General features: G+C 46.7%; 19 protein-coding genes and 2 tRNA genes. 11 read left to right on the top strand and 10 right to left on the bottom strand.

What is annotated here, in order from left to right; genetic code table 11:
* Nucleotides 1-18: 18 nt before the first annotated feature.
* The 7 genes from sufD to KSW37_RS00215 form a co-directional block, all read right to left on the bottom strand.
* Nucleotides 19-1362, bottom strand: a complete 1344-nt coding sequence (sufD, locus tag KSW37_RS00245) for a Fe-S cluster assembly protein SufD (RefSeq protein WP_217312967.1) — start codon at nt 1360-1362, stop codon at nt 19-21.
* A gap of 14 nt (nt 1363-1376) precedes the next feature.
* The gene (gene sufC / locus KSW37_RS00240) at nt 1377-2132 is read right to left on the bottom strand and encodes a Fe-S cluster assembly ATPase SufC (protein ID WP_022120772.1); all 756 of its coding nucleotides are present in this window, start codon (nt 2130-2132) and stop codon (nt 1377-1379) included.
* 43 nt (nt 2133-2175) lie between these two features.
* The gene (sufB, locus tag KSW37_RS00235; RefSeq protein WP_022120773.1) at nt 2176-3627 is read right to left on the bottom strand and encodes a Fe-S cluster assembly protein SufB; all 1452 of its coding nucleotides are present in this window, start codon (nt 3625-3627) and stop codon (nt 2176-2178) included.
* A 138-nt stretch (nt 3628-3765) separates the two neighbouring features.
* Nucleotides 3766-6612, bottom strand: coding sequence for a translation initiation factor IF-2 (infB, locus tag KSW37_RS00230; protein ID WP_217312966.1), 2847 nt, complete (start codon nt 6610-6612; stop codon nt 3766-3768).
* A 62-nt stretch (nt 6613-6674) separates the two neighbouring features.
* Entirely contained in the window at nt 6675-7937 is a 1263-nt protein-coding gene (gene nusA, locus KSW37_RS00225; protein WP_217312965.1) for a transcription termination factor NusA, read from the bottom strand.
* A gap of 3 nt (nt 7938-7940) precedes the next feature.
* Nucleotides 7941-8408 carry a ribosome assembly cofactor RimP gene (gene rimP / locus KSW37_RS00220; protein ID WP_217312964.1) on the bottom strand — a complete coding sequence of 156 codons (468 nt, stop codon included), beginning with the start codon at nt 8406-8408 and terminating at the stop codon, nt 7941-7943.
* A 153-nt stretch (nt 8409-8561) separates the two neighbouring features.
* Complete coding sequence (locus tag KSW37_RS00215) at nt 8562-10226, bottom strand: S41 family peptidase (RefSeq protein WP_217312963.1); 1665 nt, start codon at nt 10224-10226, stop codon at nt 8562-8564.
* A gap of 274 nt (nt 10227-10500) precedes the next feature.
* Between KSW37_RS00215 and KSW37_RS00210 the strand changes: the two genes are divergently transcribed.
* Both KSW37_RS00210 and KSW37_RS00205 read left to right on the top strand, forming a co-directional pair.
* Nucleotides 10501-10574 (top strand) — tRNA-Asn (locus tag KSW37_RS00210).
* A 50-nt stretch (nt 10575-10624) separates the two neighbouring features.
* Nucleotides 10625-10698 (top strand) — tRNA-Asn (locus KSW37_RS00205).
* A 185-nt stretch (nt 10699-10883) separates the two neighbouring features.
* Here the strand turns inward: KSW37_RS00205 and pnp are convergent.
* Nucleotides 10884-13202, bottom strand: a complete 2319-nt coding sequence (gene pnp / locus KSW37_RS00200) for a polyribonucleotide nucleotidyltransferase (RefSeq protein ID WP_217312962.1) — start codon at nt 13200-13202, stop codon at nt 10884-10886.
* 196 nt (nt 13203-13398) lie between these two features.
* On the opposite strand from pnp, the gene KSW37_RS00195 reads away from it, so the two are divergent.
* The 9 genes from KSW37_RS00195 (at nt 13399) to KSW37_RS00155 (ending at nt 23831) form a co-directional block, all read left to right on the top strand.
* Nucleotides 13399-14577 (top strand): TlpA disulfide reductase family protein, encoded by a 1179-nt coding sequence (locus KSW37_RS00195; protein ID WP_217312961.1) that lies wholly within the window; start codon nt 13399-13401, stop codon nt 14575-14577.
* A gap of 183 nt (nt 14578-14760) precedes the next feature.
* Nucleotides 14761-16215, top strand: coding sequence for a sialate O-acetylesterase (locus KSW37_RS00190; RefSeq protein ID WP_217312960.1), 1455 nt, complete (start codon nt 14761-14763; stop codon nt 16213-16215).
* Nucleotides 16216-16347: 132 nt separating this feature from the next.
* Nucleotides 16348-16875: an NUDIX hydrolase gene (locus KSW37_RS00185; RefSeq protein WP_118200846.1), complete on the top strand. Its 528-nt coding sequence runs from the start codon at nt 16348-16350 to the stop codon at nt 16873-16875.
* Nucleotides 16876-17000: 125 nt separating this feature from the next.
* Nucleotides 17001-19331, top strand: a complete 2331-nt coding sequence (gene topA / locus KSW37_RS00180) for a type I DNA topoisomerase (protein WP_217312959.1) — start codon at nt 17001-17003, stop codon at nt 19329-19331.
* A gap of 31 nt (nt 19332-19362) precedes the next feature.
* On the top strand, nt 19363-19890 hold the full coding sequence (locus KSW37_RS00175) for a shikimate kinase (RefSeq protein WP_203055346.1): 528 nt from the start codon (nt 19363-19365) through the stop codon (nt 19888-19890).
* Between the two features lie 70 nt (nt 19891-19960).
* The gene (gene speA, locus KSW37_RS00170; protein ID WP_217312958.1) at nt 19961-21853 is read left to right on the top strand and encodes a biosynthetic arginine decarboxylase; all 1893 of its coding nucleotides are present in this window, start codon (nt 19961-19963) and stop codon (nt 21851-21853) included.
* An 81-nt stretch (nt 21854-21934) separates the two neighbouring features.
* On the top strand, nt 21935-22705 hold the full coding sequence (gene argB / locus KSW37_RS00165; RefSeq protein WP_006849201.1) for an acetylglutamate kinase: 771 nt from the start codon (nt 21935-21937) through the stop codon (nt 22703-22705).
* A 120-nt stretch (nt 22706-22825) separates the two neighbouring features.
* Nucleotides 22826-23341 (top strand): RNA polymerase sigma factor, encoded by a 516-nt coding sequence (locus tag KSW37_RS00160; protein WP_117695300.1) that lies wholly within the window; start codon nt 22826-22828, stop codon nt 23339-23341.
* Nucleotides 23331-23831 carry a pyruvate ferredoxin oxidoreductase gene (locus KSW37_RS00155; RefSeq protein WP_217312957.1) on the top strand — a complete coding sequence of 167 codons (501 nt, stop codon included), beginning with the start codon at nt 23331-23333 and terminating at the stop codon, nt 23829-23831. The genes KSW37_RS00160 and KSW37_RS00155 overlap by 11 nt, the downstream gene beginning before the upstream one ends.
* A gap of 729 nt (nt 23832-24560) precedes the next feature.
* Here the strand turns inward: KSW37_RS00155 and KSW37_RS00150 are convergent.
* Complete coding sequence (locus tag KSW37_RS00150) at nt 24561-25421, bottom strand: hypothetical protein (RefSeq protein WP_217312956.1); 861 nt, start codon at nt 25419-25421, stop codon at nt 24561-24563.
* A 68-nt stretch (nt 25422-25489) separates the two neighbouring features.
* Entirely contained in the window at nt 25490-26323 is an 834-nt protein-coding gene (locus KSW37_RS00145) for a CPBP family intramembrane glutamic endopeptidase (RefSeq protein WP_217312955.1), read from the bottom strand.
* Between the last annotated feature and the right edge of the window lie 25 nt (nt 26324-26348).

The raw sequence follows: 26348 nt of genomic DNA, 5'->3' as shown, positions 1-26348 counted from the left end.
CTTTAACCACATAATTATCTACTTGCAAAGCTTGCAGCCCTCGCACTTATTGAGTTCACCACGGAATCGCTTCTCTACGAGATGATGCAGGCGATCGCGCAATGGCTCCAGCTCCATCTTGTCGATGACTTCGTTGATAAATGCAAACTGAAGGAGCAACTTAGCCTCCTCACGGCTCACACCACGCTGCTGCATATAGAACAATGCCGCATCGTTGAGCTGACCTACAGTACTACCGTGTGCACACTTCACATCGTCAGCATAGATCTCCAGCATCGGCTGGGTGAACATGCGGGCTGTCTTCGTAGCACAGAGGTTCTGGTTGGTTTCCTGAGAAATAGTCTTCTGGGCACCATGACGAACCAATACTCTGCCGGCGAAAGCACCACGTGCCTCACCATCGAGTACATACTTATAAAGCTCGTTGCTGGTACAATGACCCACCTGATGATCGATGAGCGTATTGTTATCTACCACCTGGTTCTTGTCGGCAATCACACAACCATTGCAGAAACACTCAGCTCCCTCGCCCTTGAATACGAGGTCGAGGCGGTTGCGGGTGATACCGTTATGAAGGGTAATGACGTTATGGTTTACACGGCTGTTAGCCTGCTGCTCGATATAAACGTTGCTGACACGGCGGTTCTTGTAATGAGTCTCCTCCAGACAATAGAGGTCGAGACTGGCATTCTCGCCAACATAAGCCTCGATAACCTGGGTTGCGAGGAAGTTCTTGTCATCGGCTGCATGGTCGCAGAAGAGGAACTTAGCCTCAGCACCCTGTTCCATGACGATGAGAACACGACGGTTCACCATCAAATCAACATCCGAACGGAGAATATTGATGACCTGAATGGTTCGCTCCACCTTCACGTTCTTTGGTACGTAGATAAGCAAGCCATCCTGCGCCAGGAATGTATTCAATGCCGTGATGCCATCTTCATCGGTTTTGGCAATCTTAGCGTAGTATTTCCCGATGAATTCAGGGTTTTCTGCAGCAATCTTGTTCAAAGAGTCCACGATAACACCCTCTGGCAACTCTACCTTTGGCAATGCCTTGCAATAGAAAGCATCGTTCACCACGAAGTAGAGCGAAGTGCTCAGGTTAGGCACATCGCAGCGGAAAGCCTCGTATGGATCCACCGGAATTTCCAGGCGATTCAAGTTCAAGCCATAGTCTGGCTCGAAGATGGCGTTCATATCTGTATACTTGTATCTTTCTACCTTACGGGAAGGAAAGCCCAGACGACGGAAGTCCTCGAATGCTGCATCGCGCACCGCATTGAGCACCTCAGCACTGTTCTTCTTGATGATTCTCGAAGAAGACTGATACAAGTCTAAATATTGTTTTTCTGAAAGCATAGCCATCCTCCTTATTATTTCTCATCTACTTCAGCCTTGATCCAGTCGTAGCCACGAGCCTCAATCTCCTTGGCAAGTTCAGGACCGGCAGTCTTCACGATTCTACCTTTATAGAGTACGTGAACCACACTTGGCTTAATCATATCGAGCAGACGCTCGTAGTGAGTGATGACGATGGCAGATGTCTTGTCGGTATGCATCTTGTTCACACCGTCAGCCACGATACGCATCGCATCCACATCGAGACCAGAGTCGGTTTCATCGAGGATAGAGAGCTTTGGCTCCAGCATAGCCATCTGGAAAATCTCGTTGCGCTTCTTCTCACCACCCGAGAAACCTTCGTTTACAGAACGGCGAGCCAACTTGCTATCCAATTCCACCAACTCGCGCTTCTCACGCATCAGCTTCATGAATTCGCTTGTGTTCAATGGTTCCAAACCCTGATACTCACGCTTGGCATTGATAGCCGCACGCATGAAGTTGGTCATGGATACACCAGGAATCTCTACTGGATACTGGAAAGAGAGGAACAAGCCTTCACGGGCACGGTCCTCTGGCTTCATATCCAGAAGGTTCTTGCCGTTGAAGATAGCCTCACCCTCGGTTACGGTATAAAGAGGGTTACCTGTAAGCACAGCGCTCAAGGTTGACTTACCGGAACCATTAGGTCCCATGATAGCATGTATCTCACCGTCGTTGATAGTCAGGTTGATACCTTTCAATATTTCTTTGCCTGCAATAGTAGCATGCAGATTCTTAACCTCTAACATAATTTTAGTCAATTTTTATCGATTTCATCGAGAATTATGATGATTATCCTACGGTTCCTTCGAGTGAAACACTCAGGAGTTTCTGTGCCTCAACGGCAAACTCCATAGGCAACTTGTTGAGCACATCCTTGGCATAACCGTTTACGATCAGGCCGACAGCCTCCTCGGTAGGAATGCCTCGCTGATTGCAATAGAAGAGCTGGTCTTCTGAAATCTTCGAGGTAGTTGCCTCATGCTCGAACACGGCTGTGTCGTTATGGGCATCCATATATGGGAAGGTATGCGCTCCACAATCGCTGCCCAGCAACAAGGAGTCGCAGGAACTGTAGTTGCGTGCATTGTCGGCATTGGATGTTGCACGAACCAGACCACGATAGGAGTTCTGGCTATGACCTGCCGAGATACCCTTCGAAATGATGGTGCTCTTGGTGTTCTTACCCATGTGAATCATCTTGGTACCCGTATCAGCCTCCTGATAGTTGTTGGTAACAGCCACACTGTAGAACTCAGCTACAGAGTTGTCGCCACGCAAGATGCAGGAAGGATACTTCCAGGTAATCGCAGAACCCGTCTCTACCTGAGTCCAGCTCAACTTAGAGTTCACACCGCGCAAGTCGCCTCGCTTGGTTACCAGGTTCAGCACACCACCCTTACCATGCTCATCACCAGGATACCAGTTCTGAACGGTAGAGTACTTCACCTCAGCATTATCCTTGACAATAATCTCTACGATAGCCGCATGGAGCTGGTTCTCATCACGCATTGGCGCTGTACATCCCTCCAGGTAAGAAACGTAAGCATCATCATCAGCGATAATCAATGTACGCTCAAACTGACCGGTGTTACGGGCATTGATGCGGAAGTAACTGCTCAACTCCATCGGACAGCGGACGCCCTTAGGAATATAAACGAATGAGCCATCACTGAATACGCAACTGTTCAAGGCTGCATAAAAGTTATCACGATAAGGAACTACGGTTCCCAGATACTCTCTTACCAAATCAGGATGCTCCTTCACAGCCTCACCAATACTGCAGAAGATGACGCCCTTCTCACGGAGTTTCTCCTTGAAAGTAGTCTTTACCGACACAGAGTCCATGATGGCATCTACGGCGGTACCGCTCAAAGCCAGACGCTCCTCCAGAGGAATACCGAGTTTATCGAATGTCTTCTCCAACTCAGGATCAATCTCCTTGTTCTTCGGCTTCTTTGCCAAAGGGTCGGCATAGTATGAAATCTCCTGGTAGTCAATAGGTGGCACGTGAACATGTCCCCATTTTGGCTCCTTGAGCGTCTTCCAGTAATTGTAGGCTTTCAGACGAAATTCGAGCATCCAATCCGGCTCTCCTTTCTTCTGCGAGATCAGGCGCACAACATCCTCGTTGAGACCCTTTTCTATGATTTCAGTATGCACATCCGTGGTAAAACCATACTCGTATTTCTGGTCTATCACATCCTTGACAACCTGATTCTGTTCTTTCTCTATTTCTGCCATTGTTATTTAGAATAACCTTTCGTTATTTTAACCCTAAATAGGGATAAGCCGCTGAGGACTCATCCCTACCTTATTATATATATGATAGAGCGAAAAACAAATGAATTCTTCACTTTTCGTTCTTCACTCTTCACTTTATTAAAGCTTCTGCTCTACCTCGATCTCAGTGAAAGTCTCGATAACGTCGCCCTCCTGGATATCGTTGTAGTTGACGAGGCTCAAACCGCATTCCATACCGGTAACCACCTCCTTGACATCGTCCTTGTAACGCTTCAAGGCACCGATTTCAGCAGTACGGATCACGATACCGTCACGGATGACGCGAGCCTTATCCTTAGCATGTACCTTACCCTCGGTAACGAGACCACCGGCAATAGTACCCACCTTAGAAATCTTGAAGGTCTGCTTAACCTCAACCTGACCGGTAACGATTTCCTTCTTCACCTTGTCGAGCATACCTACCATCGCGCTCTTGATATCATCGATAGCATCGTAGATGATAGAGTATGTGTTGATTTCAACACCCTCACGGTCGGCAGCCTTGCGAGCATCGGCAGATGGACGAACCTGGAAACCAACGATGACTGCATCTGAAGCAGATGCCAGCATCACGTCGTTCTCTGAAATCTGACCTACTGCCTTGTTGACTACGTTCACCTGAACCTTCTCGGTAGAAAGTTTGATGAATGAGTCGCTCAATGCCTCAACAGAACCGTCGGTATCACCCTTCACGATGACGTTCAACTCATGGAACTCACCACGTGCGATACGGTGAGAAATATCACCCAAGGTCAAGCGCTTCTGAGTACGCAAGCCCTGCTCACGCTGCAACTGCTCACGCTTGTTGGCAATTTCGCGAGCCTCCTGCTCAGTCTCGATTACGTGGAACTGGTCACCTGCAGTAGGCGCACCGTTCAAACCGAGGATGATAGCTGGCTCAGCTGGAGCAGCCGACTTGATATTGGCATTACGCTCATTGAACATTGCCTTTACACGACCCCAAGAAGTACCGGCGAGAACGATGTCGCCTACCTTCAAGGTACCGTTGGCAACCAATACGGTAGAAACATATCCACGACCCTTGTCGAGAGAAGACTCGATGATGGTACCTGTTGCGCGACGGTTAGGGTTAGCCTTCAAGTCGAGCATATCAGCCTCGAGGAGCACCTTGTCGAGCAGATCGTGAACACCGATACCCTTCTTGGCACTGATTTCCTGGCACTGATACTTACCACCCCACTCCTCGACGAGCAGGTTCATGTTAGCCAAGTCTTCACGGATACGGTCTGGGTTAGCACCTGGCTTATCAATCTTGTTGATTGCGAATACCATTGGCACACCGGCAGCCTGCGCATGAGCGATAGCCTCCTTGGTAGTTGGCATCACAGAGTCATCGGCTGCGATGATGATGATGGCGATATCGGTAGCCTGGGCACCACGGGCACGCATGGCGGTGAACGCCTCGTGACCTGGAGTATCAAGGAAGGTTACCTTGCGACCGCTTTTCAGGGTCACACTGTAGGCACCGATATGCTGGGTAATACCACCCGCCTCACCGGCAATCACATTGGTATTGCGGATATAGTCGAGCAAAGAGGTCTTACCATGGTCTACGTGACCCATCACGGTTACGATTGGAGCACGTGGAACCAAGTCGTTCTCATCATCCTCTTCCTCGCTCACGGCCTCCTGAACCTCGGCACTTACGTATTCGGTCTTGAAACCGAACTCCTCAGCCACCATGTTGATGGTTTCAGCATCCAGACGCTGGTTGATAGAAACCATGATACCTACACCCATCAGGGTAGAGATAACCTGAGTAACGCTGATATCCATCATCGTAGCCAACTCGCTAACGGTAACGAACTCTGTAAGCTTCAGGGTCTTGCTTTCCTTCTGCTCCTGACGAGCCTGATCCTGCAACTTCTCCTGAACAGCCTCACGCTTCTCCTTACGATACTTAGCACCCTTCTTGTTCTGGCTCTTGCTGGTCAAACGTGCAAGCGTCTCCTTAACCTGGCGTGCTACAGCCTCGTCATCCACCTCGATCTGACGCTGGTTGCCGCGGTTGTTGTTATTGCCGCGATTGTTGTTATTGTTATTATTTCTGTTGCGGTTTTTGTTCTTCTTGTTATTACCGCCGTTGTTACCATTACCTCCGCCATTATTCTTAGCTTCGGCATTGATGTCAACACGTTCTTTGTTGATACGAACACGCTTTTTGCGCTCATTGTGCTGTTGAGCCATTTTCTCCTCACGTTCCTTTCGGCGCTCCTCCTTGGTTTTCTTCTTAGGACGAGTGCTCTGGTTGAGGGAAGACAAATCTATCTTGCCCAACACCTTAGGCTCATTTGCAGTAAACTTCTTCTCACTCTTGAGAGTAAACACGCTGTTGTCAGCTGCTCCAGCAGAATGCTGTGCAGCTTCATTCTTAGCATGATGATGCTCTCTCTTTCCCTGAGGAGCATTCTGCTTATTCGTCTGAGCGTTTGACTGCTGTGATTTCTGATGATTTTCCTGTTTCATTTGCTGTTTATGCTGAGAAGCCTGTTGTGGCTTCTGTTCTTTCTTATGCTCAGCCTTAGGAGCGTCTTTCTTCTGCTCAGGACTGACGGCAGCAGTCTCAGGCTTTTTTGCAACAGACTCTGCAGCAGGCTTCTTACCGATATTGTCCAAGTCAATCTTTCCCAGCGGCTTGTACTGCTGCTGTCCATTAGACTCCAACAAACTTTCAGCGCGATTGTCCTTCTGCTCTGGCGCACGCTTCTTATCTTTTGCTTTTTTGGTAAAGAGTTTCTCAGCCTGATCACGAACCTCTCTGTCCTGACTGAAGGCATCATTCAATGCCTTGTATTGCTGGTCGGTGAGTTTGAAGCTCGGCTCTGCCTTGACATCTCCCAGGTCTTTTCTTTTCTCTAGGAATTCAACTGCCGTCTGAAGTCCTATATTTAATTCACGTAGTGCTTTATTTAATCTGATGCTCATAAATTATTTTATTCTCCTATTTTTAAAGTTAGATTCCCTGCAAGCACTCGCTGGCAAGGGAATTATTGTTCGAATTCGGCGCGCAACACGCTGAGTACATGATCAACGGTCTCCTCTTCAAGGTCGGCCTTTTCAATCAGCAAGTTGCGAGGTGCATTGAGTACCTGCTTGGCAGTATCAAGACCGATGCCCTTGATAGCATCGATAACCCACTGGTCAATCTCATCAGAGAACTCATCCAAGTAGATATCCTCGTCGGCCTCATTCTCGTCTACCTCACGGAATACGTCGATGGTATATTCTGTAAGCATAGAAGCCAGCTTGATGTTCATACCGCCACGGCCGATAGCCAGGCTAACCTCCTCTGGCTGCAAGTAAACCTCAGCCTTCTTGTTCTCATCATCAACATTGATTGAAGAAACCTTAGCAGGAGCCAACGCACGCTGGATGAAGAGCTTGGTATTGCTAGAGTAGTTGATGACATCGAGATTCTCGTTGCAAAGTTCGCGAACGATACCATGAACGCGGCTACCCTTAACACCTACACATGCGCCAACAGGGTCGATACGCTCATCGAATGTTTCAACAGCAATCTTGGCACGTTCTCCCGGAAGACGGGCGATACGGCGGATTGCAATCAGACCGTCTGCAATCTCAGGAACCTCAGCCTCCAACAGGCGCTGCAGGAAGATAGGAGCAGTACGGCTCAGGATAATCTTCGGATTATTGTTCTCATTGTCTACACGGAGGATGACCGCACGAACTGTCTCACCCTTGCGGTAAGTATCACCAGGAATCTGCTCGGTCTTAGGCAACATGAGCTCGTTGTTCTCATCGTCTACAATCAGAACCTCGCGCTTCCAAACCTGATAAACCTCACCAGAGATAACCTGACCTACACGATCCTTGTACTTGTTGTAGAGTGAATCATGCTCCAACTCAAGAATCTTGGAAGCCAAAGTCTGACGAAGAGTCAAGATGGCACGACGACCAAACTTATTGAAGTCAACCGTCTCACTTACATCCTCACCAACCTCGTAATCCGGCTCAATCTTACGAGCCTCAGAAAGTGTAATTTCCTTATTTTCATCTTCAACTTCGCCATCAGCAACAACTACACGATTGCGATAAATCTCGAAGTCACCCTTGTCAGGGTTCACGATGACATCAAAGTTTTCGTCACTACCAAAAATCTTGGCAAGTACATTACGGAAGCTCTCCTCCAATACACTTACCAATGTAGTACGGTCGATATTCTTTGTTTCTTTAAACTCGCGGAATGTATCAATCATACTCGCTGTCAATTCTTGCTCTTTTTTAGCCATAACTTAATTGAAACTGATTATGTATTTTGTATATTTTACTTTATCCATCTGGTAAACGTGGTCAACCTCCTGCTTAACCGGGCGTTTCTTACCTTCAATCTTTACCTTTTCTTCAACGCCAACTGTGAAGTCATTTCCTTCAACAGCTTTCAAGATACCCTTCACCTTCTTGCCGTCGGCATCAAGTACCTCAACCTCCTTGCCAATGAAATTGATATACTGCTGTGGAACTTTGAACGGCTGACCCAAACCTGCAGAGCCAACTTCGAGCTCATAGTCTTCCTCGTCACGGTTCAAATGATCCTCAATATACTTACTCAAGGCAACACAATCCTCAATCCATACTCCATCGGCATGGTCAATCTCAACAACGATTCTATCGTCGGGACTGATTTCAATGCTTACCAAGAAATATTCCTTATCTTGGAGCCATTCTTCAACTAAATTTTTTACGACGTTTTTATCAATCATATATACCTTATTAAAATAAAATGAGGAACTCTTGTGAGCCCCTCATTCCACTGAACGTTGCAAAATTACAAATATTTTTGTGATTGACCAAAAAAAATGCAACTTTTTATTCGCAACGTGCACATTTTTAATCGATTGTGCACGTTTTTGTACTTATTTCTTCACAGGATGCAGTATTTTTTCGTATTCTGTAGGAGAATTCAGTAATTTTACTGCTTCCTTAATCTGCTTGTCATAGCGCATGGAATTCTGGATGGCACCGCGCTGGAAATAATAGGCAGAAACGATGTCATTTTCCAACAGATGCTTGATGTAATCCTTGTTATAATCCAGATCCTTTGCCACATTGTGACTCAGTTTTTTCTTCAAAGCTTCAAACTCTGCCTTGGCATCATCGTAGTAACCTTCAAACTTAGCGAGTTTCTCCAGGTCTTTGAGATACTTTTCTGTTTCGCGGTCATACTGGAAGTTAGCCTTCAATACGCGTGCCTTGAATTCATCATAGTCGGCATCGGTCAGCGAGAATTCCTTCGCTGGAGCGATAGTAGGATGTTTGGCAATATAATCAATCTCATAATTGAGCATCACCTCATTACTGTCGCGGGCACCAGCCAGATAGAAGGCGATATTTGGCAAAGAATCAGGCTTTACCTCTACATCCGGCTTCACACCACCGCCATCTCTCACTTCTCTGCCGCCAGCGGTATAGAACACCTTGGTAAGAGAGTCAGGAACATGCTCCACATAACCGCCCTTATCGTGCTTATAGTTGAGCGCCTGAACGCATCGGCCGCTAGGAATGAAATATTTAGCAGTAGTGAGTTTTACCTGTCCGTTATAAGGCAAGTCCATGGTAGCCTGCACCAATCCCTTTCCATACGTGCGCGTACCTAATATTACAGCACGGTCATAATCCTGCAGACTGCCGCTCATGATTTCACTGGCACTGGCAGAATTCTCGTTGACCAACACTACCATCGGCATGACGGAATCAATCGGTTCAACCGTGGTCTTATAAACATGATTAGAACGCTGCAACTTTCCCTTCATCTCCAAGACAGTCTTACCTTTAGGCAAGAACATATTGATGATGCTGACCGCTTCGGTAACAGAACCGCCACCATTATTACGCAGATCGAAGACAAGACTCTTGGCTCCCTGCTTTCTCAAATCGATGAAAGCACGGCGCACATCCTTGGCACACTGCTCGGTAAAAGAATTGAAGTTGATGTAACCGATGCTCCCCTCCAACATGCCATAATAAGGCAAGAACGGCAACTGGATGGTACGGCGGGTTACCTTCACCTTCATCGTCTTGCCTGTACTTGGACGTTTAACTTTCAGCATGAAAGAAGAACCCGGATCACCACGAAGATGATCGCTGACATAGCTCACTTCCTTATTGGTCATATCCTCATCATCAATACTCAAAATGATATCGCCCTTCTTCAGTCCCACTTCTGCAGCAGGCATATTCTCGTAAGGCTCACTGATGCAGACGCGCTGCAACTGGAAGTTGTAGCGTACCACCGCACCTACACCCGCATACTTGCCGGTGAGCAGATTCTTGAGTTCCTTCATTTTCTGCTCAGGATAATAGGTAGTATAAGGGTCGAGGCTACGTAACATGGCATTGATACCATTTCCGACCACAACTTCAGCATCGAGCGTATCTACATACATCAAATCAAGATTCTTGTAGATGGCATTGAATATTTCCATATTCTTTGCGGCTTTGAAGTCATGGTCTTTGTCAACCTGGGCAAAAGTTGGAGCTGCAAGGAGCGCCATAAGCAAGGAGAACAGTATTCTTTTCATTGTTACCTTATTTAATTGTATATGATTCAACTTATAGATTATTTTCTTCCCCCTCTTTACGGCATTCGTCCTCGGGAGAAGATTTCGACCGCAAAAGTACTCATTTCTTTGCGAAAAACACCATAAAAGAGGCAAAAAGTGGCACAAAGATAAGAAAAAATACACTTTTTTAGAGAAAAAGCGAAAAAAGTCAGCGAAAAATTTGGCAGAATGAAGAAAAGTTAGTACTTTTGCACACGCAAATAAGGAACGTCACGTTCTATGCTGAAAAAACGCTTCAATAGCTCAGTTGGTTAGAGCACCTGACTGTTAATCAGGGGGTCGTTGGTTCAAGCCCATCTTGAAGCGCAAGAGAGTTTCAGGTTAGCCTCGTAACTCATCTTCTTTCATAGCAAATTGCTTCAATAGCTCAGTTGGTTAGAGCACCTGACTGTTAATCAGGGGGTCGTTGGTTCAAGCCCATCTTGAAGCGCAGAAAAGAGTCACAAGTTTTACTTGTGACTCTTTTTGTTTATCCCCATATGATCCACACTTTACATTCTCCATTCCCATATACAAATACAATATCCGGCAATAATTAGAGAAAGTACTATTAAAAAAAGGCACATTCCTATGCGGAATGTGCCTTTATATATAATAATGTGTCTAATACTCAGATTATTCTACATCATTGTTGTGATCCAAAGAGTCATTGAACTCCTTAGGAGCCTGCTCATCATTACGATGCTCGTAACGACGTGGCTGACGAGCTGGACGCTCACCACGACCCTCATGACGGTCATCACGACGACCGCGACGCTCACCACGCTCTGGACGTGGACGACGCTCACGCTCTACATAACCCTCTGGCTTCTCCATCAACACACGATGAGAGAGCTTGTACTTGCCAGTCTTAGGATCAATCTCCATCAACTTCACCTTGATCTTGTCGCCTTCCTTGATGCCAGCCTCTTCAACTGTCTCAAGACGCTTCCAATCAATCTCAGAGATGTGGAGCAAACCATCCTTACCTGGGAGAATCTCTACGAAGCAACCGTAAGGCATGATAGAACGAACAGTACCCTCGTAAACCTCACCAACCTCAGGAACAGCTACGATAGCCTTGATCTTAGCCAAAGCTGCATCGATAGAATCCTTGTTAGGAGCAGATACCTGTACGTGACCCTTACCATCAGTCTCCTCGATAGTGATAGTAGCACCAGTTTCCTCCTGCATCTGCTGGATAATCTTACCACCAGGACCGATAACAGCACCGATGAACTCCTTAGGAATATCGAATGCTACGATACGTGGAACCTGTGGCTTCATCTCTGCACGTGGCTCAGAGATAGTCTCCATCATGCAGTTGAGGATGTGCTCACGACCAGCCTTAGCCTGCATCAAAGCCTCCTCAAGAATCTCGAAGCTCAAACCATCACACTTGATATCCATCTGTGTAGCGGTCAAACCATCGCGGGTACCAGTAGTCTTGAAGTCCATATCACCCAAGTGGTCCTCATCACCGAGGATATCACTAAGGATAGCGTACTTGTCCTCACCTGGGTTCTTGATAAGACCCATAGCGATACCAGAAACTGGCTTCTTCATAGGAACACCTGCATCCATCAGGGCGAGAGTACCGGCACAAACAGTAGCCATAGAAGAAGAACCGTTAGACTCCAAGATCTGGCTTACCAAACGAACTGTGTAAGGGAAGTCTGCAGGAATCTGACCCTTCAAACCACGCCATGCCAAGTGACCGTGACCAATTTCACGACGGCCTACACCGCGCTGAGCCTTAGCCTCACCTGTTGAGAATGGAGGGAAGTTATAGTGAAGGAGGAAGCGCTGGTAGCTTTTCTCGAGCACACCGTCGATAAGCTTCTCATCCATCTTTGTACCAAGAGTACATGTAGAGAGAGACATAGTCTCACCACGCTGGAAGATAGCGCTTCCGTGAGGCATTGGGAGTGGAGATACCTCGCACCAGATAGGACGGATTTCTGTAGTAGCACGACCATCAAGACGCAAGCCCTCATCGAGGATGCAACGGCGCATAGCATCGCGCATTACGTCATCATAGTAACGGGTAGCCTCAGCGTGCTTCTCCTCCAAGTCTTCCTCAGAAAGATCAGTATGAGCAGCGTCATACTTCTCAAGGAAATCAGCCAAAACCTTGTCGAAAGCATCCTGACGTGCATGCTTCTCCAAAGCCTGGTGGTTGATATCATAAGCTGGCTTGTAAAGCTCAGTCTTAATCTGCTCACGGAGTTCCTCATCATTGATCTCGTGGTCATACTCACGCTTCACGTCAGTACCCTTCTCCTTAGCCAACTCATACTGGAGCTCGCACATAGGCTTGATAGCCTCGGCAGCCACCTTGAGGGCACCAATGAGATCCTGCTCAGAAACTTCCTTCATTTCACCTTCTACCATCATGATATTGTCCTTGGTAGCACCAACCATGATATCCATGTCTGCCTCTTCCATCTGCTGGAATGTAGGGTTTACAACATACTCACCATTGATACGAGCTACACGAACCTCAGAGATATAGTACTCGAAAGGAATATCTGAACAAGCCATGGCAGCTGAAGCAGCGAAACCTGCGAGGGCATCTGGCTGGTCAACACCATCGGCTGAGAGCAACATTACCTGTACGTAAACTTCTGCATGGTAGTTAGAAGGGAAAAGTGGACGCAAAGCACGGTCCACAAGACGAGAGGTAAGGATTTCCTCATCGCTGGCTTTGCCTTCGCGCTTGGTGAAACCACCAGGGAAACGACCTGCAGCACTGTACTGCTCACGATAATCTACTTGCAAAGGCATAAAATCTGTACCCGGAACTGCATCCTTTGCTGCACAAACAGTTGCGAGAAGCACTGTGTTACCCATGCGGAGAACCGCAGCACCATCAGCCTGTTTTGCAACTTTTCCGGTCTCAATTGTGATGGTTCTTCCATCAGGCAACTGAACACTTTTTGTAATTACGTTCATCTAAATTAAAAAACTTATTGTTTTGTCTAACATCTAAAATATCTAAAACGCTGCAAAGATACCTCTTTAATAATTAATAAACGAATAAATCAACAATTATTTTCCACTTTTTTAAATAATTTATCTATAGAAGGTGCATTATTCGCAATTTTATTACTATCTTTGCACTCGATAATTTTGCAAAATAATAAAATTCATGAAGATAACTAGACTCTTTTCAGTGGCAGCGATTATGGTAGCTGCACTGGCTTTGACTTCTTGTAACAACAAGAAATTCCACATCACCGGCAATATCACAGAGGCTCAGGACTCTATGCTCTATCTGGAGAACATCAGCCTGAACGGTCCTGTGAAAATCGACTCTGTGAAACTGGGCGAGGATGGTGCCTTTGCCTTCGACGAGGCTGCCATGGACTCTGTTACCCCAGAGTTCTACCGCTTACGCATTGCCAACCAAACCATCAATCTTTCCATCGATTCAACAGAAACCATCAAGGTAAAGGCGGCTTATCCGCAGATGAGCTTCAAATACGAAGTGGAAGGTTCAGAAAACTGCAACAAGATCAAGGAGTTGTCTCTTAAGCAGATGACTCTCCAGAGCAATATCAACGGGCTCGTGAAAGATCCTAACATCGGCAACGATTCTATCGAATCCATCGTAGGCCGCATGCTCCAGGCTTACAAACAGGACATCAAGACCAACTACATATTCAAGGAGCCAATGAAGGCATACGCTTACTATGCGCTCTTCCAAACGGTACAGTTGGGCAATGTGAATACACTTATCTTCAACCCTCGCAACAACAAAGACGACGTGAAGGTATTTGCTGCCGTAGCAACCAGTTGGGATACCTACTATCCTGGCGCTGAGCGTGGCAAGAACCTCCACAATATCGCCATCGAGGGAATGAAGGACATCCGCATCATCGAGAACCAGATGGCACAGCAGCAGATTGAGGCCAGCAAGGTGAGCGTAAACGGATGCATCGAACTTGCACTTCAGGACAACAAGGGACAGATACGCCGTCTCTCCGACCTCAAGGGCAAGGTGGTATTACTCGACTTCCATCTCTTCGCCAGCAAAGAGAGCACCAAGCGCATCATGATGTTGCGCGAACTCTACAACAAGTATCATGCTGCCGGACTGGAGATTTACCAGGTATCAGTAGACCCTGACGAGCACTTCTGGAAGACCTCTACCGCTGCCATCCCTTGGATTTGCGTACGTGATGAAGATGGCATTCAGGGTAAGAGTCTGACTCTCTACAATGTCCAGAGCATTCCTACCTTCTTCCTGATTGACCGCACCAACACCCTGCAGGCACGTGATGCACAGATCAAGGACATAGAGGCAGCCATCAAGAACCTTCTTTAAGATAACCAGGAGTTAGAAGTTTGGAGAGAACAGTTTCGGCTTTTCATCTTCCTGCTTCTAACTCTTATTTTTTAACGTCAGTTCTGTATCTGCTTTTATGACAACATAGATGGCAATATCGGAAATACGAACCATACAAGGAACTTAAGAACAAATAAACGATAAACTTTTAAACCCTAAAAAATGAACAAGAAATTTTTAGCAATGGCAGCCTTGGCGCTTATCACAACAGGAACGCAGGCTAAAGTAAAGTTGCCACACATCTTGGGTGACAACATGATTTTACAGCAAAACACAGAGGCTAACCTCTGGGGATGGGACAAGCCAGGAACTACCATAGAGGTAACCACCTCATGGTCTGGACAGAAATATTCGGCAAAGACCGGAAAAGATGGCAAATGGGCAGTCAAAGTACAGACTCCAAAGGCGAGCTACGCCCCTCTCTCCATCACTTTCGATGATGGCGAAAAGACCACTCTCAACAATGTGTTGGCAGGAGAAGTATGGGTTTGTGCAGGTCAGAGCAACATGGAGATGCCCGTAAAGGGATTCGGCAACTGCCCTGTTGAAGGATACAACAAGGCGGTGCTTGAAGCTAATCAGTACAAGGGAGTTCACTACGTAAAGATTCCTAGTGTGATGAGCAGCAAACCTCTTGATGACGCCAACTGCGAATGGAAGACCATCAATCCTGAGACGGTAGGCGATGCTTCTGCCACTGGCTATTTCTTTGCCCAGGTAGTAAACAAGGCACTCGATGTACCTGTAGGTCTAGTCATGGCAAACAAGGGTGGAAGCCGTGTAGAAAGCTGGCTCGACCGCGACTACCTGAAGAAGAACACCAAGGAAGATCTCGACTCTGTAAAGATGACCAAGAACCCTAAGTTTAAGTGGGATTTCCTCTACCCTCTTCTCTGGGGTAACGGAACCTTCCACCCTATCCTCAACTATAGCGTAAAGGGTATTCTCTTCTATCAGGGATGTTCTAACGTGGGCGACCCGAACGGCCAGTATACCAAACGTCTTGCCGACCTCGTTGCCCAGTGGCGCAGAGACTTCAAGCAGGGCGAACTGCCATTCTATTTCGTACAGATTGCACCTTATCATAATGGTGACGTAAATGGCGATTGGGGGCCTAAGCTCCGTGAACAGCAGTTCAATGCAGCCAAGGTGATTCCAAACAGCGGCATCGTCTGTACCGAAGACCTGGTTTACCCATACGAGGTTGAGCAGATTCATCCATGTCAGAAACAGCCTGTAGGCGAACGCCTTGCACTCCAGGCACTCAGCAAGACCTATGGCATAAAGGGACTCTTCAGCGAGAGCATGACCTTCAAGGAGATGAAGATTGTAGGTGATACTGTAAAGGTGCATTTCGACAACACCTACGGAGCCTACAACCGCTTTGAAGGTATCGAAGGTTTCGAAGTTGCAGGCGAAGATAAGGTATTCCATAAGGCTACAGCCAAGCACTTCTGGCAGGAAGGCAACGATCCTTGGAATGAGTGCATCATCGTAACCAGTCCTGAGGTAAAGAAACCAGTAGCCCTTCGCTACTGTTTCCGCAACTTCCAGCTCGGCAATATGGCAAATGCAGGCAATCTGCCTCTCTTCCCATTCCGTACAGATAATTGGTAAATATCAGATAACCAGCGGCCGATCTTTGTTCAGCAGTCAAAGACCGGCCGCTTTTCGATTATAACATGATGATAAATCCTTTTCCATTATACATTAATCATTATACATTAATCATTATACATTAATCATAATATGAGTCACGTATTAGATAAGTTTCAGTTTTGCCCGGTTTGCGGCTCTAATCATTTCGAAATCAACAACATCAAGAGCAAAAAGTGTAAGGATTGCGGATTCTCTTATTACCTCAATCCAAGCAGTGCTACGGTAGCTCTCATACTCAACAGCAAGGAAGAACTCCTGGTAGTAAGGAGAAAGAAAGACCCTGCCAAAGGAGCACTCGATTTGCCAGGCGGTTTCGTAGACATGGATGAAACTGGCGAAGAAGGTATGGCAAGAGAGGTAAAAGAGGAAACTGGACTTGATGCAACCGAGGTTAAGTATCAGTTCAGCTATCCAAATCTCTACCTTTACTCAGGTTTTATGGTTCATACCCTCGATATGTTCTATGAAGTGAAGGTGAAAGACGACACGCATATAGAAGCAATGGACGATGCAGAAGAATCATTTTGGATACCATTGAGCAGGCTCAATCCTGATGAGTTTGCATTCGATTCCATACGCAAGGGGCTCCATCGTTATTTGGAAACAAAATTGGGATAAAAAGGGTTCAACACAGCCAAATAAGGCTCCCAAACATTAAAAAAACCAAAAAAAACACCATATAATAAGGTATAAGCAAAAAGTTTACTTACTTTTGCCAACCGAAAAAAATTGTGTATAAGCTTATGCAAGAGAATTTAGTAATCGTCGAGAGCCCTGCGAAGGCTAAAAAGATCGAAGAATTTTTAGGTAAGGACTATAAGGTTATGTCTTCTTACGGCCATATCCGTGACCTGAAGAAGAAGGAACTTAGTATAAACGAGAAAACCATGGAACCTGATTATGAGATTCCAGAGGAAAAGAAAAAACTCGTTACAGAATTGAAAACGAATGCGAAGAAAGCCAAGAAAATCTGGTTAGCATCCGATGAGGACCGCGAGGGAGAAGCTATCAGCTGGCACCTTTGCGAAGTACTGGGATTGGATGAGGAGAAGACAAACCGTATTGTCTTCCATGAGATTACCAAACAGGCTATTCTTGACGCAATCAAGAACCCACGCCATCTGGACATGAACCTGGTGAATGCCCAGCAGGCTCGTCGTGTACTCGACCGACTGGTAGGTTTCAAGCTTTCTCCTATCTTGTGGAGAAAGGTTAAGCCGGCCCTTTCTGCAGGTCGTGTACAGAGTGTTGCTGTCCGTCTGATAGTAGAACGTGAGCGTGAAATCCAGAAGTTCCAGAGTGTTCCATACTATCGCGTTACCGCTATTTTCGCCCTGATCAGCGACAGCGGCAATGCAACAGAGGTAAAGGCAGAACTGGACCAGCGCTTCAATACCCACGAAGAGGTTGAAGCTTTCCTTGAGAAGTGCAAAGACGCTAAGTTTATGGTTGAATCTGTAACCAAGAAACCTTTAAAGCGTTCTCCTGCACCACCTTTCACTACTTCTACTTTGCAACAGGAAGCTGCACGCAAGCTTGGCTTTACCGTTGTACAGACCATGATGATAGCCCAGAAACTTTACGAAAGCGGACGCATCACTTACATGCGAACCGATAGCGTAAACCTCTCTACGCTCTGTACCAACGCCAGCAAAGATGAGATTATCAGAGAATATGGCAAGGAATACAGCCAGACTCGTGCCTACCACACCAGTTCAAAGGGTGCACAGGAAGCGCACGAGGCTATCCGTCCTACATACATGAATGAACCAACCATCGAAGGAACCGCTCAGGAGAAGCGACTTTACGAACTCATCTGGAAGCGTACCATCGCATCACAGATGGCTGATGCACAGCTCGAAAAGACAACCATCAGCATCAATATCGGCAACACAAGCGAAAAGTTTGTTGCTACCGGCGAGGTTGTTTCATTCGATGGTTTCCTCAAGGTTTATCTCGAGTCAACCGACGATGAAGAGCATGCTGAGGATTCTTCCCACATTCTTCCAGCCCTGAAAGAAGGCGATGAATTGCAGCGCAGAGGAATCCTTGCTACAGAGAAGTATTCTCTGGCTCCTGCAAGATACACCGAGGCCAGTCTGGTGAAGAAACTGGAAGATCTCGGCATCGGCCGTCCATCTACCTATGCTCCAACCATCAGTACCATCCAGCAGCGTCAATACGTAGTAAAGGGTGACAAGACGGGCGAAGAGCGCACATTCACCATAGATTCCCTGAAGGGCATCAAGATAACCCAGAAGTTGAAGAAAGAGATGGCAGGCTCTGAAAAGGGCAAGCTTCTGCCTACTGATATCGGTATCGTAGTAAACGACTTCCTGATGGAGAACTTCCCGAACATCATGAACTACAACTTTACGGCAGACGTAGAAAAGAAGTTTGATGATATTGCAGAAGGAAAGACCGAATGGACCAACTGGATGAAGGATTTCGACAAGGGTTTTGAGCCTGAAGTGAAGGAAGTTCTGGAAGCACGCAACCAGCACAAAGCCGGCGAGCGCAATCTCGGAAATGATCCAAAGACAGGAAAACCAGTATTCGTCAAGATTGGCCGTTTTGGACCTGTGGTACAGATTGGTTCTGCTGAGGATAAGGACAAGCCTCAGTTTGCCCAGCTGCCATCAGACAAGAGCATAGAAACCATCACCCTGGAAGAGGCTTTGGAACTCTTCAAGCTACCAAGAGAACTCGGTGATTATGAAGGCATTACTGTAACAGTTGGCTCTGGTCGCTACGGCCCTTACATCCTCCATAACCGCAAGTATGTTTCTATTCCAAAGGAGGATGATCCGCTGACCATCACCCTGGATAGAGCCATCGAACTGATCAAGGAAAAGCGCGAAGCCGAAGAGAAGCGTCATCTCAAAGTCTTCGATGAGGACGACAAGATGGAAATTCTCAATGGCAAGTATGGTCCATACATTGCTTACGACGGCAAGAATTACCGCATTCCAAAGGCAAAACATGAGAGTGCAGAGGAGCTTACATACGAGGAGTGTATGGAAATTATCAAAGCTGCTCCAGAACCAAAGGCTAGAGGCAGAAAGAAATCATAAACATGCCTCATTGACATAGAAACAGAAGAAAATGAAGTCAATCATCATCATAGGATACATGGGCGCCGGCAAGACAACAGTCGGCAAAGCCCTCGCCAAAGACCTTGGCGTTATGTTCTACGATCTCGACTGGTATATCGAGAGCCGAATGCGCAAGACCGTAAAACAGATCTTCGACGAAGTTGGAGAAGAGGGATTTCGCAAGATAGAGCACAATATGCTACACGAAGTGGCAGAGTTTGAAAATGTAGTGGTAAGTTGCGGCGGAGGAACACCATGTTTCTTCGACAACATGGACTACATGAACCAACTTGGCGAAACATTTTACCTGAAGGCATCTCCAGAGACCCTTCACGCTCATCTGAAGATGGGCAAAGGCGTACGCCCTCTGCTGCTCAACAAAACACCGGAAGAGGTAGACAAGTTTATCCATGAACAGTTGAAACTTCGCGAGCCTTACTACGAGAAGGCAAAACACATCATCGATATCAACGTGATGGACAATTATGATAAAATCAACGCTATTGTTCGGCAGATCAGAGACCTGCTGAACATATAGCCGTATCTAATAAAGTAATATATAATAAAGGTAACAAACAAAACTGATTTCCAGCAAGCAAGATTAGAAAATGAAGAAATGGAATATTGAAGACTCGAAGGAGCTCTACAACATCTGTGGTTGGGGCACTTCTTACTTTGGCATCAACGACAAGGGTGATGTCTATGTAACTCCATGCAAGGACAACACGCAGATAGACCTGCGCGACATCATGGACGAGTTGGCTTTACGCGACATCAACGCTCCCGTACTGCTCCGTTTCCCAGACATCCTCGACAACCGCATCGAGAAAACAGCCAGCTGTTTTCAAAAGGCAAAAGAAGAGTATGGATACAAGGGAGAAAACTTTGTCATCTATCCTATTAAGGTGAACCAGATGCAGCCGGTCGTTGAGGAGATTATCTCTCACGGCAAGAAGTTCAATCTCGGACTGGAGGCTGGCTCTAAGCCTGAACTCCACGCCGTCATCGCCGTACAGGCACAGAGCGACTCGCTCATCATCTGCAACGGCTACAAAGACGAGAGTTACATCGAACTTGCCTTGCTAGCTCAGAAGATGGGCAAGCGCATCTTTATCGTGGTAGAAAAGCTCAATGAACTGGATATCATCGAAAAGGTAGCCAAAAAGCTCAACGTAAAGCCAAACATCGGTATCCGCATCAAACTGGCTTCTTCAGGCTCAGGCAAATGGGCTGAAAGCGGCGGCGATGCATCTAAGTTCGGTTTGACCAGCGCAGAACTGCTCACAGCCCTCAAGAAGATAGACGAGATGGGTTTCCACGACTGTCTGCGCCTTATCCACTTCCATATCGGAAGTCAGATTACCAAGATTCGCCGCATCCAGACAGCTCTCCGTGAGGCTGCCCAGTTCTACACTAGCCTCCACAAGATGGGTTACAATGTAGATTTCGTAGATTGCGGTGGCGGACTCGGTGTAGATTACGACGGCACCCGCTCTTCAAGCAGCGAGAGTTCCGTAAACTACTCTATCCAGGAGTATGTGAACGACTGTGTCTATACATTCGTAGATGCAGCCAACAAGAACAATATCGAGCACCCTAACCTCATCACCGAGAGCGGCCGCTCGCTCTCTGCCCATCACTCTGTCTTGGTTATCGATGTCTTGGAGACAGCTTCCCTGCCAGAAATGCCAGAGGAGTTTGAGGCGAAGGAGACTGACCACCAACTGGTGAAGGATCTTTATGAGATATGGGACAACCTGAATCCTCGCAACATGCTGGAAGACTGGCATGATGCCGAGCAGATTCGCGAAGAGGCATTGCAGCTCTTCTCTCACGGCATCGTAGATCTGAAGACCCGTGCAGAGATTGAGGCAATGTACTGGAGCGTGTGCCACGAGATCAACAATCTTGCCAAGCACATGAAGCATGTACCAGAAGAGCTTAGAGGTCTGGACAAGATTCTTGCCGACAAGTATTTCTGCAACTTCTCTCTGTTCCAGAGCCTGCCAGACAGTTGGGCCATCGACCAGCTCTTCCCTATCATGCCTATCCAGCGTCTGAACGAGCGTCCTACCCGCAACGCCACCTTGCAGGACATCACCTGCGACAGCGACGGAAAGATTGCCAACTTCGTTACCGACGGACATATCGGCAACGTTCTTCCTCTTCATCCATTGAAGAAGAACGAGCCATATTATCTCGGTGTATTCCTCGTTGGTGCCTACCAGGAGATTCTGGGCGACATGCACAATCTCTTCGGCGACACCAATGCTGCCCACATCTCTGTAAAGGACGGCAAATATTGCATCGACCAGATATTCGATGGCGAAACCGTAGAGGAGGTATTGGATTACGTACAGTACAATCCGAAGAAGCTCGTCCGCCAGTTGGAGCAGTGGGTAACCAAGAGTGTGAAGGAAGGCAAGATTTCGCTCGATGAAGGCAAGGAATTCTTGGGCACCTATCGCAATGGTCTCTTCGGATACACTTATCTTCAATAAGAATTAACAGTTGATAGTTAATAGTTTACAGCAAGATTGCCCTATAAACTATTAACTATAAACTATAAACTAAACTTAAAGATGGAAAAAGTAACAGTAGTAAAGGTAGGCGGTGCCATCGTTGAAGACAGCGAACAGCTGGCACAGCTCTTGAAGGATTTCGCAGCCATCCCTGGCAAGAAAGTATTGGTACATGGCGGTGGCCGCCGTGCCACTAAGGTAGCTGCAGCCCTCGGCATAGAGAGCAAGATGGTAAACGGACGCCGTATCACCGATGCAGACATGCTGGAAGTGGTAACAATGGTTTATGGCGGTCTGGTCAACAAGAACCTGGTTGCCAAGCTCCAGGCTAACGGCGTGAATGCTCTCGGTCTGACCGGTGCTGATATGGACGTAATCCACAGTCACAAGCGTCCGTTGAAGGACGGTATCGACTTCGGATTCGTGGGCGATGTAGAGCGTGCCAACGGCAAGATGCTCCAGACCCTTATAAATGAAGGCATTACTCCAGTGATGGCCCCATTGACCCATGACGGCAAGGGCAATATCCTCAACACCAATGCCGACACCATAGCCAGCGAGACAGCCAAGGCTCTGGCTCCTTACTACGATGTGACATTGATATATAGTTTTGAAAAGAAAGGCGTGCTCAGTAATCCTGAGGATGACGACAGCGTGATTCCAGTAATTACCCATGCCGATTTTGAGAGATATAAAGCAGATGGTACCGTGGCAGGCGGCATGATTCCTAAGTTGGAGAATGCCCTTGCAGCCATTGATGCTGGTGTGAAAGAGGTGATTATCACCCTTGCTACCGCCATCGACGGAAAGCACGGAACGGTGATTAAGTGAAGAACAAAGAGTGAAGAGTGAAGAATTCATCACCTTTTTTCTTAACAAGAGTTAAAAATAGAAATAAATCAAGATTGGTTGTAACTTTCTTATAACATAGTCGTCATTAATTATAGAGGGATGAAAGAAATCAGTTTCCAAAACGATGTTTTGCCGCTGAAGAACAAACTCTTCAGACTGGCCCTTCGCATTACTCTCAACCGGGAGGAAGCGGAAGACGTTGTGCAGGATACGCTGATTAAAGTCTGGAACGCCCGCGACAGATGGCAGGAGCTTGACTCCATCGAGGCATACAGCCTCACCATCGCCCGCAACCTCTCGCTCGACCGCATCAAGAAGATGGAAAATCAGAATGATTCGCTGGAAGAGCAGAATACAGAAAGGTTAGACGAAAACACTTCTACCCCCTCCGAAAGGATGATTCAGAAAGACAAACTGGACATCGTAAGGAATATTATCGACGAGTTGCCTGAAAAGCAGCGCAGCTGTCTGCAGCTTCGAGACATCGAAGGAAAATCCTACAAGGAGATAGCAGACATCCTCAGCATCACGGAAGATCAGGTCAAGGTGAACATCTTCAGGGCTCGTCAAACAGTCAAACAAAGATTTCAACAATTCGACAGATATGGATTATAAGTACATCAACCAACTTTTGGATCGCTACTGGAAGGGCGAGACTTCTCTCGAAGAAGAGGAGATTCTCCGCGCATTCTTCAGCCAGGACGAGTTGCCTGCCGAGCTGAAGCCATACCAAGCGCTCTTCTCTTACGAGATGGGCGAGGCTAAGCAAGAGGCGCTGGGTGATGACTTCGACCAGAAGATGATGGCGTTGATTGAGGATGAATACACCAAGAAGCCTAACAAGGCAAAGGTCGTTTCATTGACAGAGCGCCTGAAGCCTCTCTTCAAGGCTGCTGCCGTGGTAGCTATCATCCTGACATTGGGCAATGCAGCTCAAGTTCCTTTCCAGAGCAATGACATTGATTCTGTTGAAAACGTAGGATACATCAAGAGTGGCAAGGGCGTGTCCGTAGCCATGGGAGATTCTGCCTCAGTAGATTCTATGCAACGCACAGGCATCGATCAGGTAAGCACTCCAACAACGTCTCCAACGTTATTAAAGTAGATTATTTCTATGCTTTCTCTATAAAAAATCATGTTTAGTAAAACAATTCTGAAGCTGTGAAGTTTCAATTCTCTCAAATTTTTCATAACATACTAACGTAATAGGGCTGCCAGGATGTACTGGCAGCCCTTACTTATTTTATATATTTTGCACGCAAGCGTATGATAAAGAATAGACAAGTGACTCAATTTATTGCCACTTCGAGGCTTCATTGAAGCCTCTTTCCGGTCATCATTGATGACTCTTACTTGCCTCTATATAAGACACTTAACATGCTTAAGAAAGACTCTTGAGAGAGTACTTTTTTTCTGATGGGGGTTAACAGGGTTAACAGTTAACAGCCCAAAATGTATACTTTCCCCCACTCGCATATAATAATAAGTATATATATTTATATATAATATAAGGTATGGGAGAGGGGGAGGATGCAAAAAACAGCTGTTAACTGTTAACCTGTTAACCCTTTGCCCCTTTGTTAAAAATACTAGCTCATAGTTTTCTCCCCCGAAACTCACCGTTTCTCGGGTTGGAACTCATCGTTTTCTTCTTGAGAACACATCGCTTGCCGGATGGAAATCCTTGCTTTTCTTTACAAATTCATGCTAAAAAAATAACACGGACAAATTGAATTTGTCCGGACAAATTGTCCGGCGACTTATAAATCTCTGATTATTTGACAGTTACAAGCTGCCAGACAAGCGAGCCGGACAAATTCAATTTGTCCGTGTTTTATTTTTCTGGCGAAAATCGAATATAAGTTCTATCATCAAAGCTCTTATTGCCCTCTACGATGCCCTTGGTGGCGATAAAGGAATGGATGTTCTGAGGGTCGTTGGCAATCTGCTCTGCCAATGCCGCCTCGCTCGCTGCCAAGGTTGGCTTCAGGAACGGATAGCCATCGCTCGCCAATACAATCTCGGAGGAAGAGACAGAAATTGTACCTGATGCAGAAACAGAATCTGATGCTGGAACAGAATCTTGAACAGAACAAGAATCTGAAACAGAGACAACCTTCACTCCCTCCCGATAGATAGGAAATCCATCAATAACCGTATAGGTCTGGTTCTGCCCCGAAAGCATCGCCTTGATAAGCAATGGTTCAATCTGCTTTCTAGCCTCAGCAGGCGAAAGGCCCTGCTCTATCAGTTCTACCCTCTTTCTGGCAATCTCCTGCTCATAAGGCTTGCCGTTCTCATAAAGCTTTCCATTGATGATGGCCTGGCAATCGCCCACCATCCAAACCTCATTCCTTATCCGGCTATAAAGGATAGCCGAGGCGGTAAGCCGCTCTTCCGGATGCTCCTTCAACCGCTCTTCCACCCCTAGCTTTTCATACACCTTATTATATATATAGGCTGTCACGCCCTGACAGAAATCATCTACCGAGGCATCCGCTTTCAACTCCTCACGAATATATTCCGAGATAAGCATCATGGCGTATCTTCCGTTCTTCATATCAGGATTGAGATGCTTCGGCGTCTTGCTCGTACTGCCATCAATCACTGCGATGAAATCATCAGTAACTACCATTCCATCCTCACAAGCCTCAGGGCTCTTCTTTCCTATGATACTGCTTTCTATAATCTTCATAAAATCTACTTATATATCTGAAAAAAGGCTACCCATCCAGGTAACCTTTTTACTCGTTTATTTATCTCTTAAGCCTTCACCTTCTTTAATCTGATAATCATCTGTATGAAACTAGGAATCATGATGCAGAGAGAGAAGCCTACGGCATAATACATGGTCTTCTCATCGCCATGGAAGAGGTCGATGAGTTTGCCATCGCTCTGAGGCATGATATTGGATAGGACATACGCCATCGTATTATTCACCCAGTGGAGCAGGATGCCCGGAACAAGACTCTTGGTGCGATAATACATCCAACCCAGGAGTAAGCCCAGCAGGAGGGCATTGACAAACTGCGCTACGTTGGCGTGAGCCAGACCGAAGATGGCAGCCGAAATCATGATGGCTACCCAATGGTTCTTCTTGCTCATAAGACCCAGTAGGGTGCGGAGAACGGCTCCACGGAACACAACCTCCTCAGCAAAAGGCGCCAGAACGCCGATAGCCACATAGCCCCAAGGCTCCTTCATGAGCGATGCGAATATCTGCTCGGTATTCTCGTCCATCTCGATGCCTATCTGCTCATATATGAGCTCCAGAGGAATGATGGTTCCCAGAGTGAACAATGCCACCCAGAGAAGCGTTGTCCAAGGCTTGGAAAGCAGATAATCGCGGGTCAGCGGTGTCCACTTCGTCTTCAGGAAGATGACGAGGGTGATAACGTTGCTGAACGCTGAGGTAAGCGCCGTCAGGATAGGATTGCTGCCCGAACTGATAGCCAGGAGCGTTGCTTGGTAACCTTCGCCCTTAATGCCCGCCCAGATTCCTACGCCAGCATACATCACGATAATCTGTACTACTATAAATATAATCAGGTAGAGGACGATATCCGTCAAACCTCTCTTTAAATTAATCTTTGCCATTGCTTTTACTGTTTATAATTAATCG

This window comes from Segatella copri (assembly GCF_019127135.1).
Lineage (GTDB): Bacteria > Bacteroidota > Bacteroidia > Bacteroidales > Bacteroidaceae > Prevotella.
Note: the sequence above shows the minus strand (reverse complement) of the source record. Positions and strands in the feature narration are given on the sequence as shown.

Excerpts from the sequence above, each read along its gene's own strand:
- sufD (WP_217312967.1), bottom strand. The coding sequence starts at position 1,362 with ATGCTTTCAGAAAAACAATATTTAGACTTGTATCAGTCTTCTTCGAGA.
- sufC (WP_022120772.1), bottom strand. The coding sequence starts at position 2,132 with ATGTTAGAGGTTAAGAATCTGCATGCTACTATTGCAGGCAAAGAAATA.
- sufB (WP_022120773.1), bottom strand. The coding sequence starts at position 3,627 with ATGGCAGAAATAGAGAAAGAACAGAATCAGGTTGTCAAGGATGTGATA.
- infB (WP_217312966.1), bottom strand. The coding sequence starts at position 6,612 with ATGAGCATCAGATTAAATAAAGCACTACGTGAATTAAATATAGGACTT.
- nusA (WP_217312965.1), bottom strand. The coding sequence starts at position 7,937 with ATGGCTAAAAAAGAGCAAGAATTGACAGCGAGTATGATTGATACATTC.
- rimP (WP_217312964.1), bottom strand. The coding sequence starts at position 8,408 with ATGATTGATAAAAACGTCGTAAAAAATTTAGTTGAAGAATGGCTCCAA.
- KSW37_RS00215 (WP_217312963.1), bottom strand. The coding sequence starts at position 10,226 with ATGAAAAGAATACTGTTCTCCTTGCTTATGGCGCTCCTTGCAGCTCCA.
- pnp (WP_217312962.1), bottom strand. The coding sequence starts at position 13,202 with ATGAACGTAATTACAAAAAGTGTTCAGTTGCCTGATGGAAGAACCATC.
- KSW37_RS00195 (WP_217312961.1), top strand. The coding sequence starts at position 13,399 with ATGAAGATAACTAGACTCTTTTCAGTGGCAGCGATTATGGTAGCTGCA.
- KSW37_RS00190 (WP_217312960.1), top strand. The coding sequence starts at position 14,761 with ATGAACAAGAAATTTTTAGCAATGGCAGCCTTGGCGCTTATCACAACA.
- KSW37_RS00185 (WP_118200846.1), top strand. The coding sequence starts at position 16,348 with ATGAGTCACGTATTAGATAAGTTTCAGTTTTGCCCGGTTTGCGGCTCT.
- topA (WP_217312959.1), top strand. The coding sequence starts at position 17,001 with ATGCAAGAGAATTTAGTAATCGTCGAGAGCCCTGCGAAGGCTAAAAAG.
- KSW37_RS00175 (WP_203055346.1), top strand. The coding sequence starts at position 19,363 with ATGAAGTCAATCATCATCATAGGATACATGGGCGCCGGCAAGACAACA.
- speA (WP_217312958.1), top strand. The coding sequence starts at position 19,961 with ATGAAGAAATGGAATATTGAAGACTCGAAGGAGCTCTACAACATCTGT.
- argB (WP_006849201.1), top strand. The coding sequence starts at position 21,935 with ATGGAAAAAGTAACAGTAGTAAAGGTAGGCGGTGCCATCGTTGAAGAC.
- KSW37_RS00160 (WP_117695300.1), top strand. The coding sequence starts at position 22,826 with ATGAAAGAAATCAGTTTCCAAAACGATGTTTTGCCGCTGAAGAACAAA.
- KSW37_RS00155 (WP_217312957.1), top strand. The coding sequence starts at position 23,331 with ATGGATTATAAGTACATCAACCAACTTTTGGATCGCTACTGGAAGGGC.
- KSW37_RS00150 (WP_217312956.1), bottom strand. The coding sequence starts at position 25,421 with ATGAAGATTATAGAAAGCAGTATCATAGGAAAGAAGAGCCCTGAGGCT.
- KSW37_RS00145 (WP_217312955.1), bottom strand. The coding sequence starts at position 26,323 with ATGGCAAAGATTAATTTAAAGAGAGGTTTGACGGATATCGTCCTCTAC.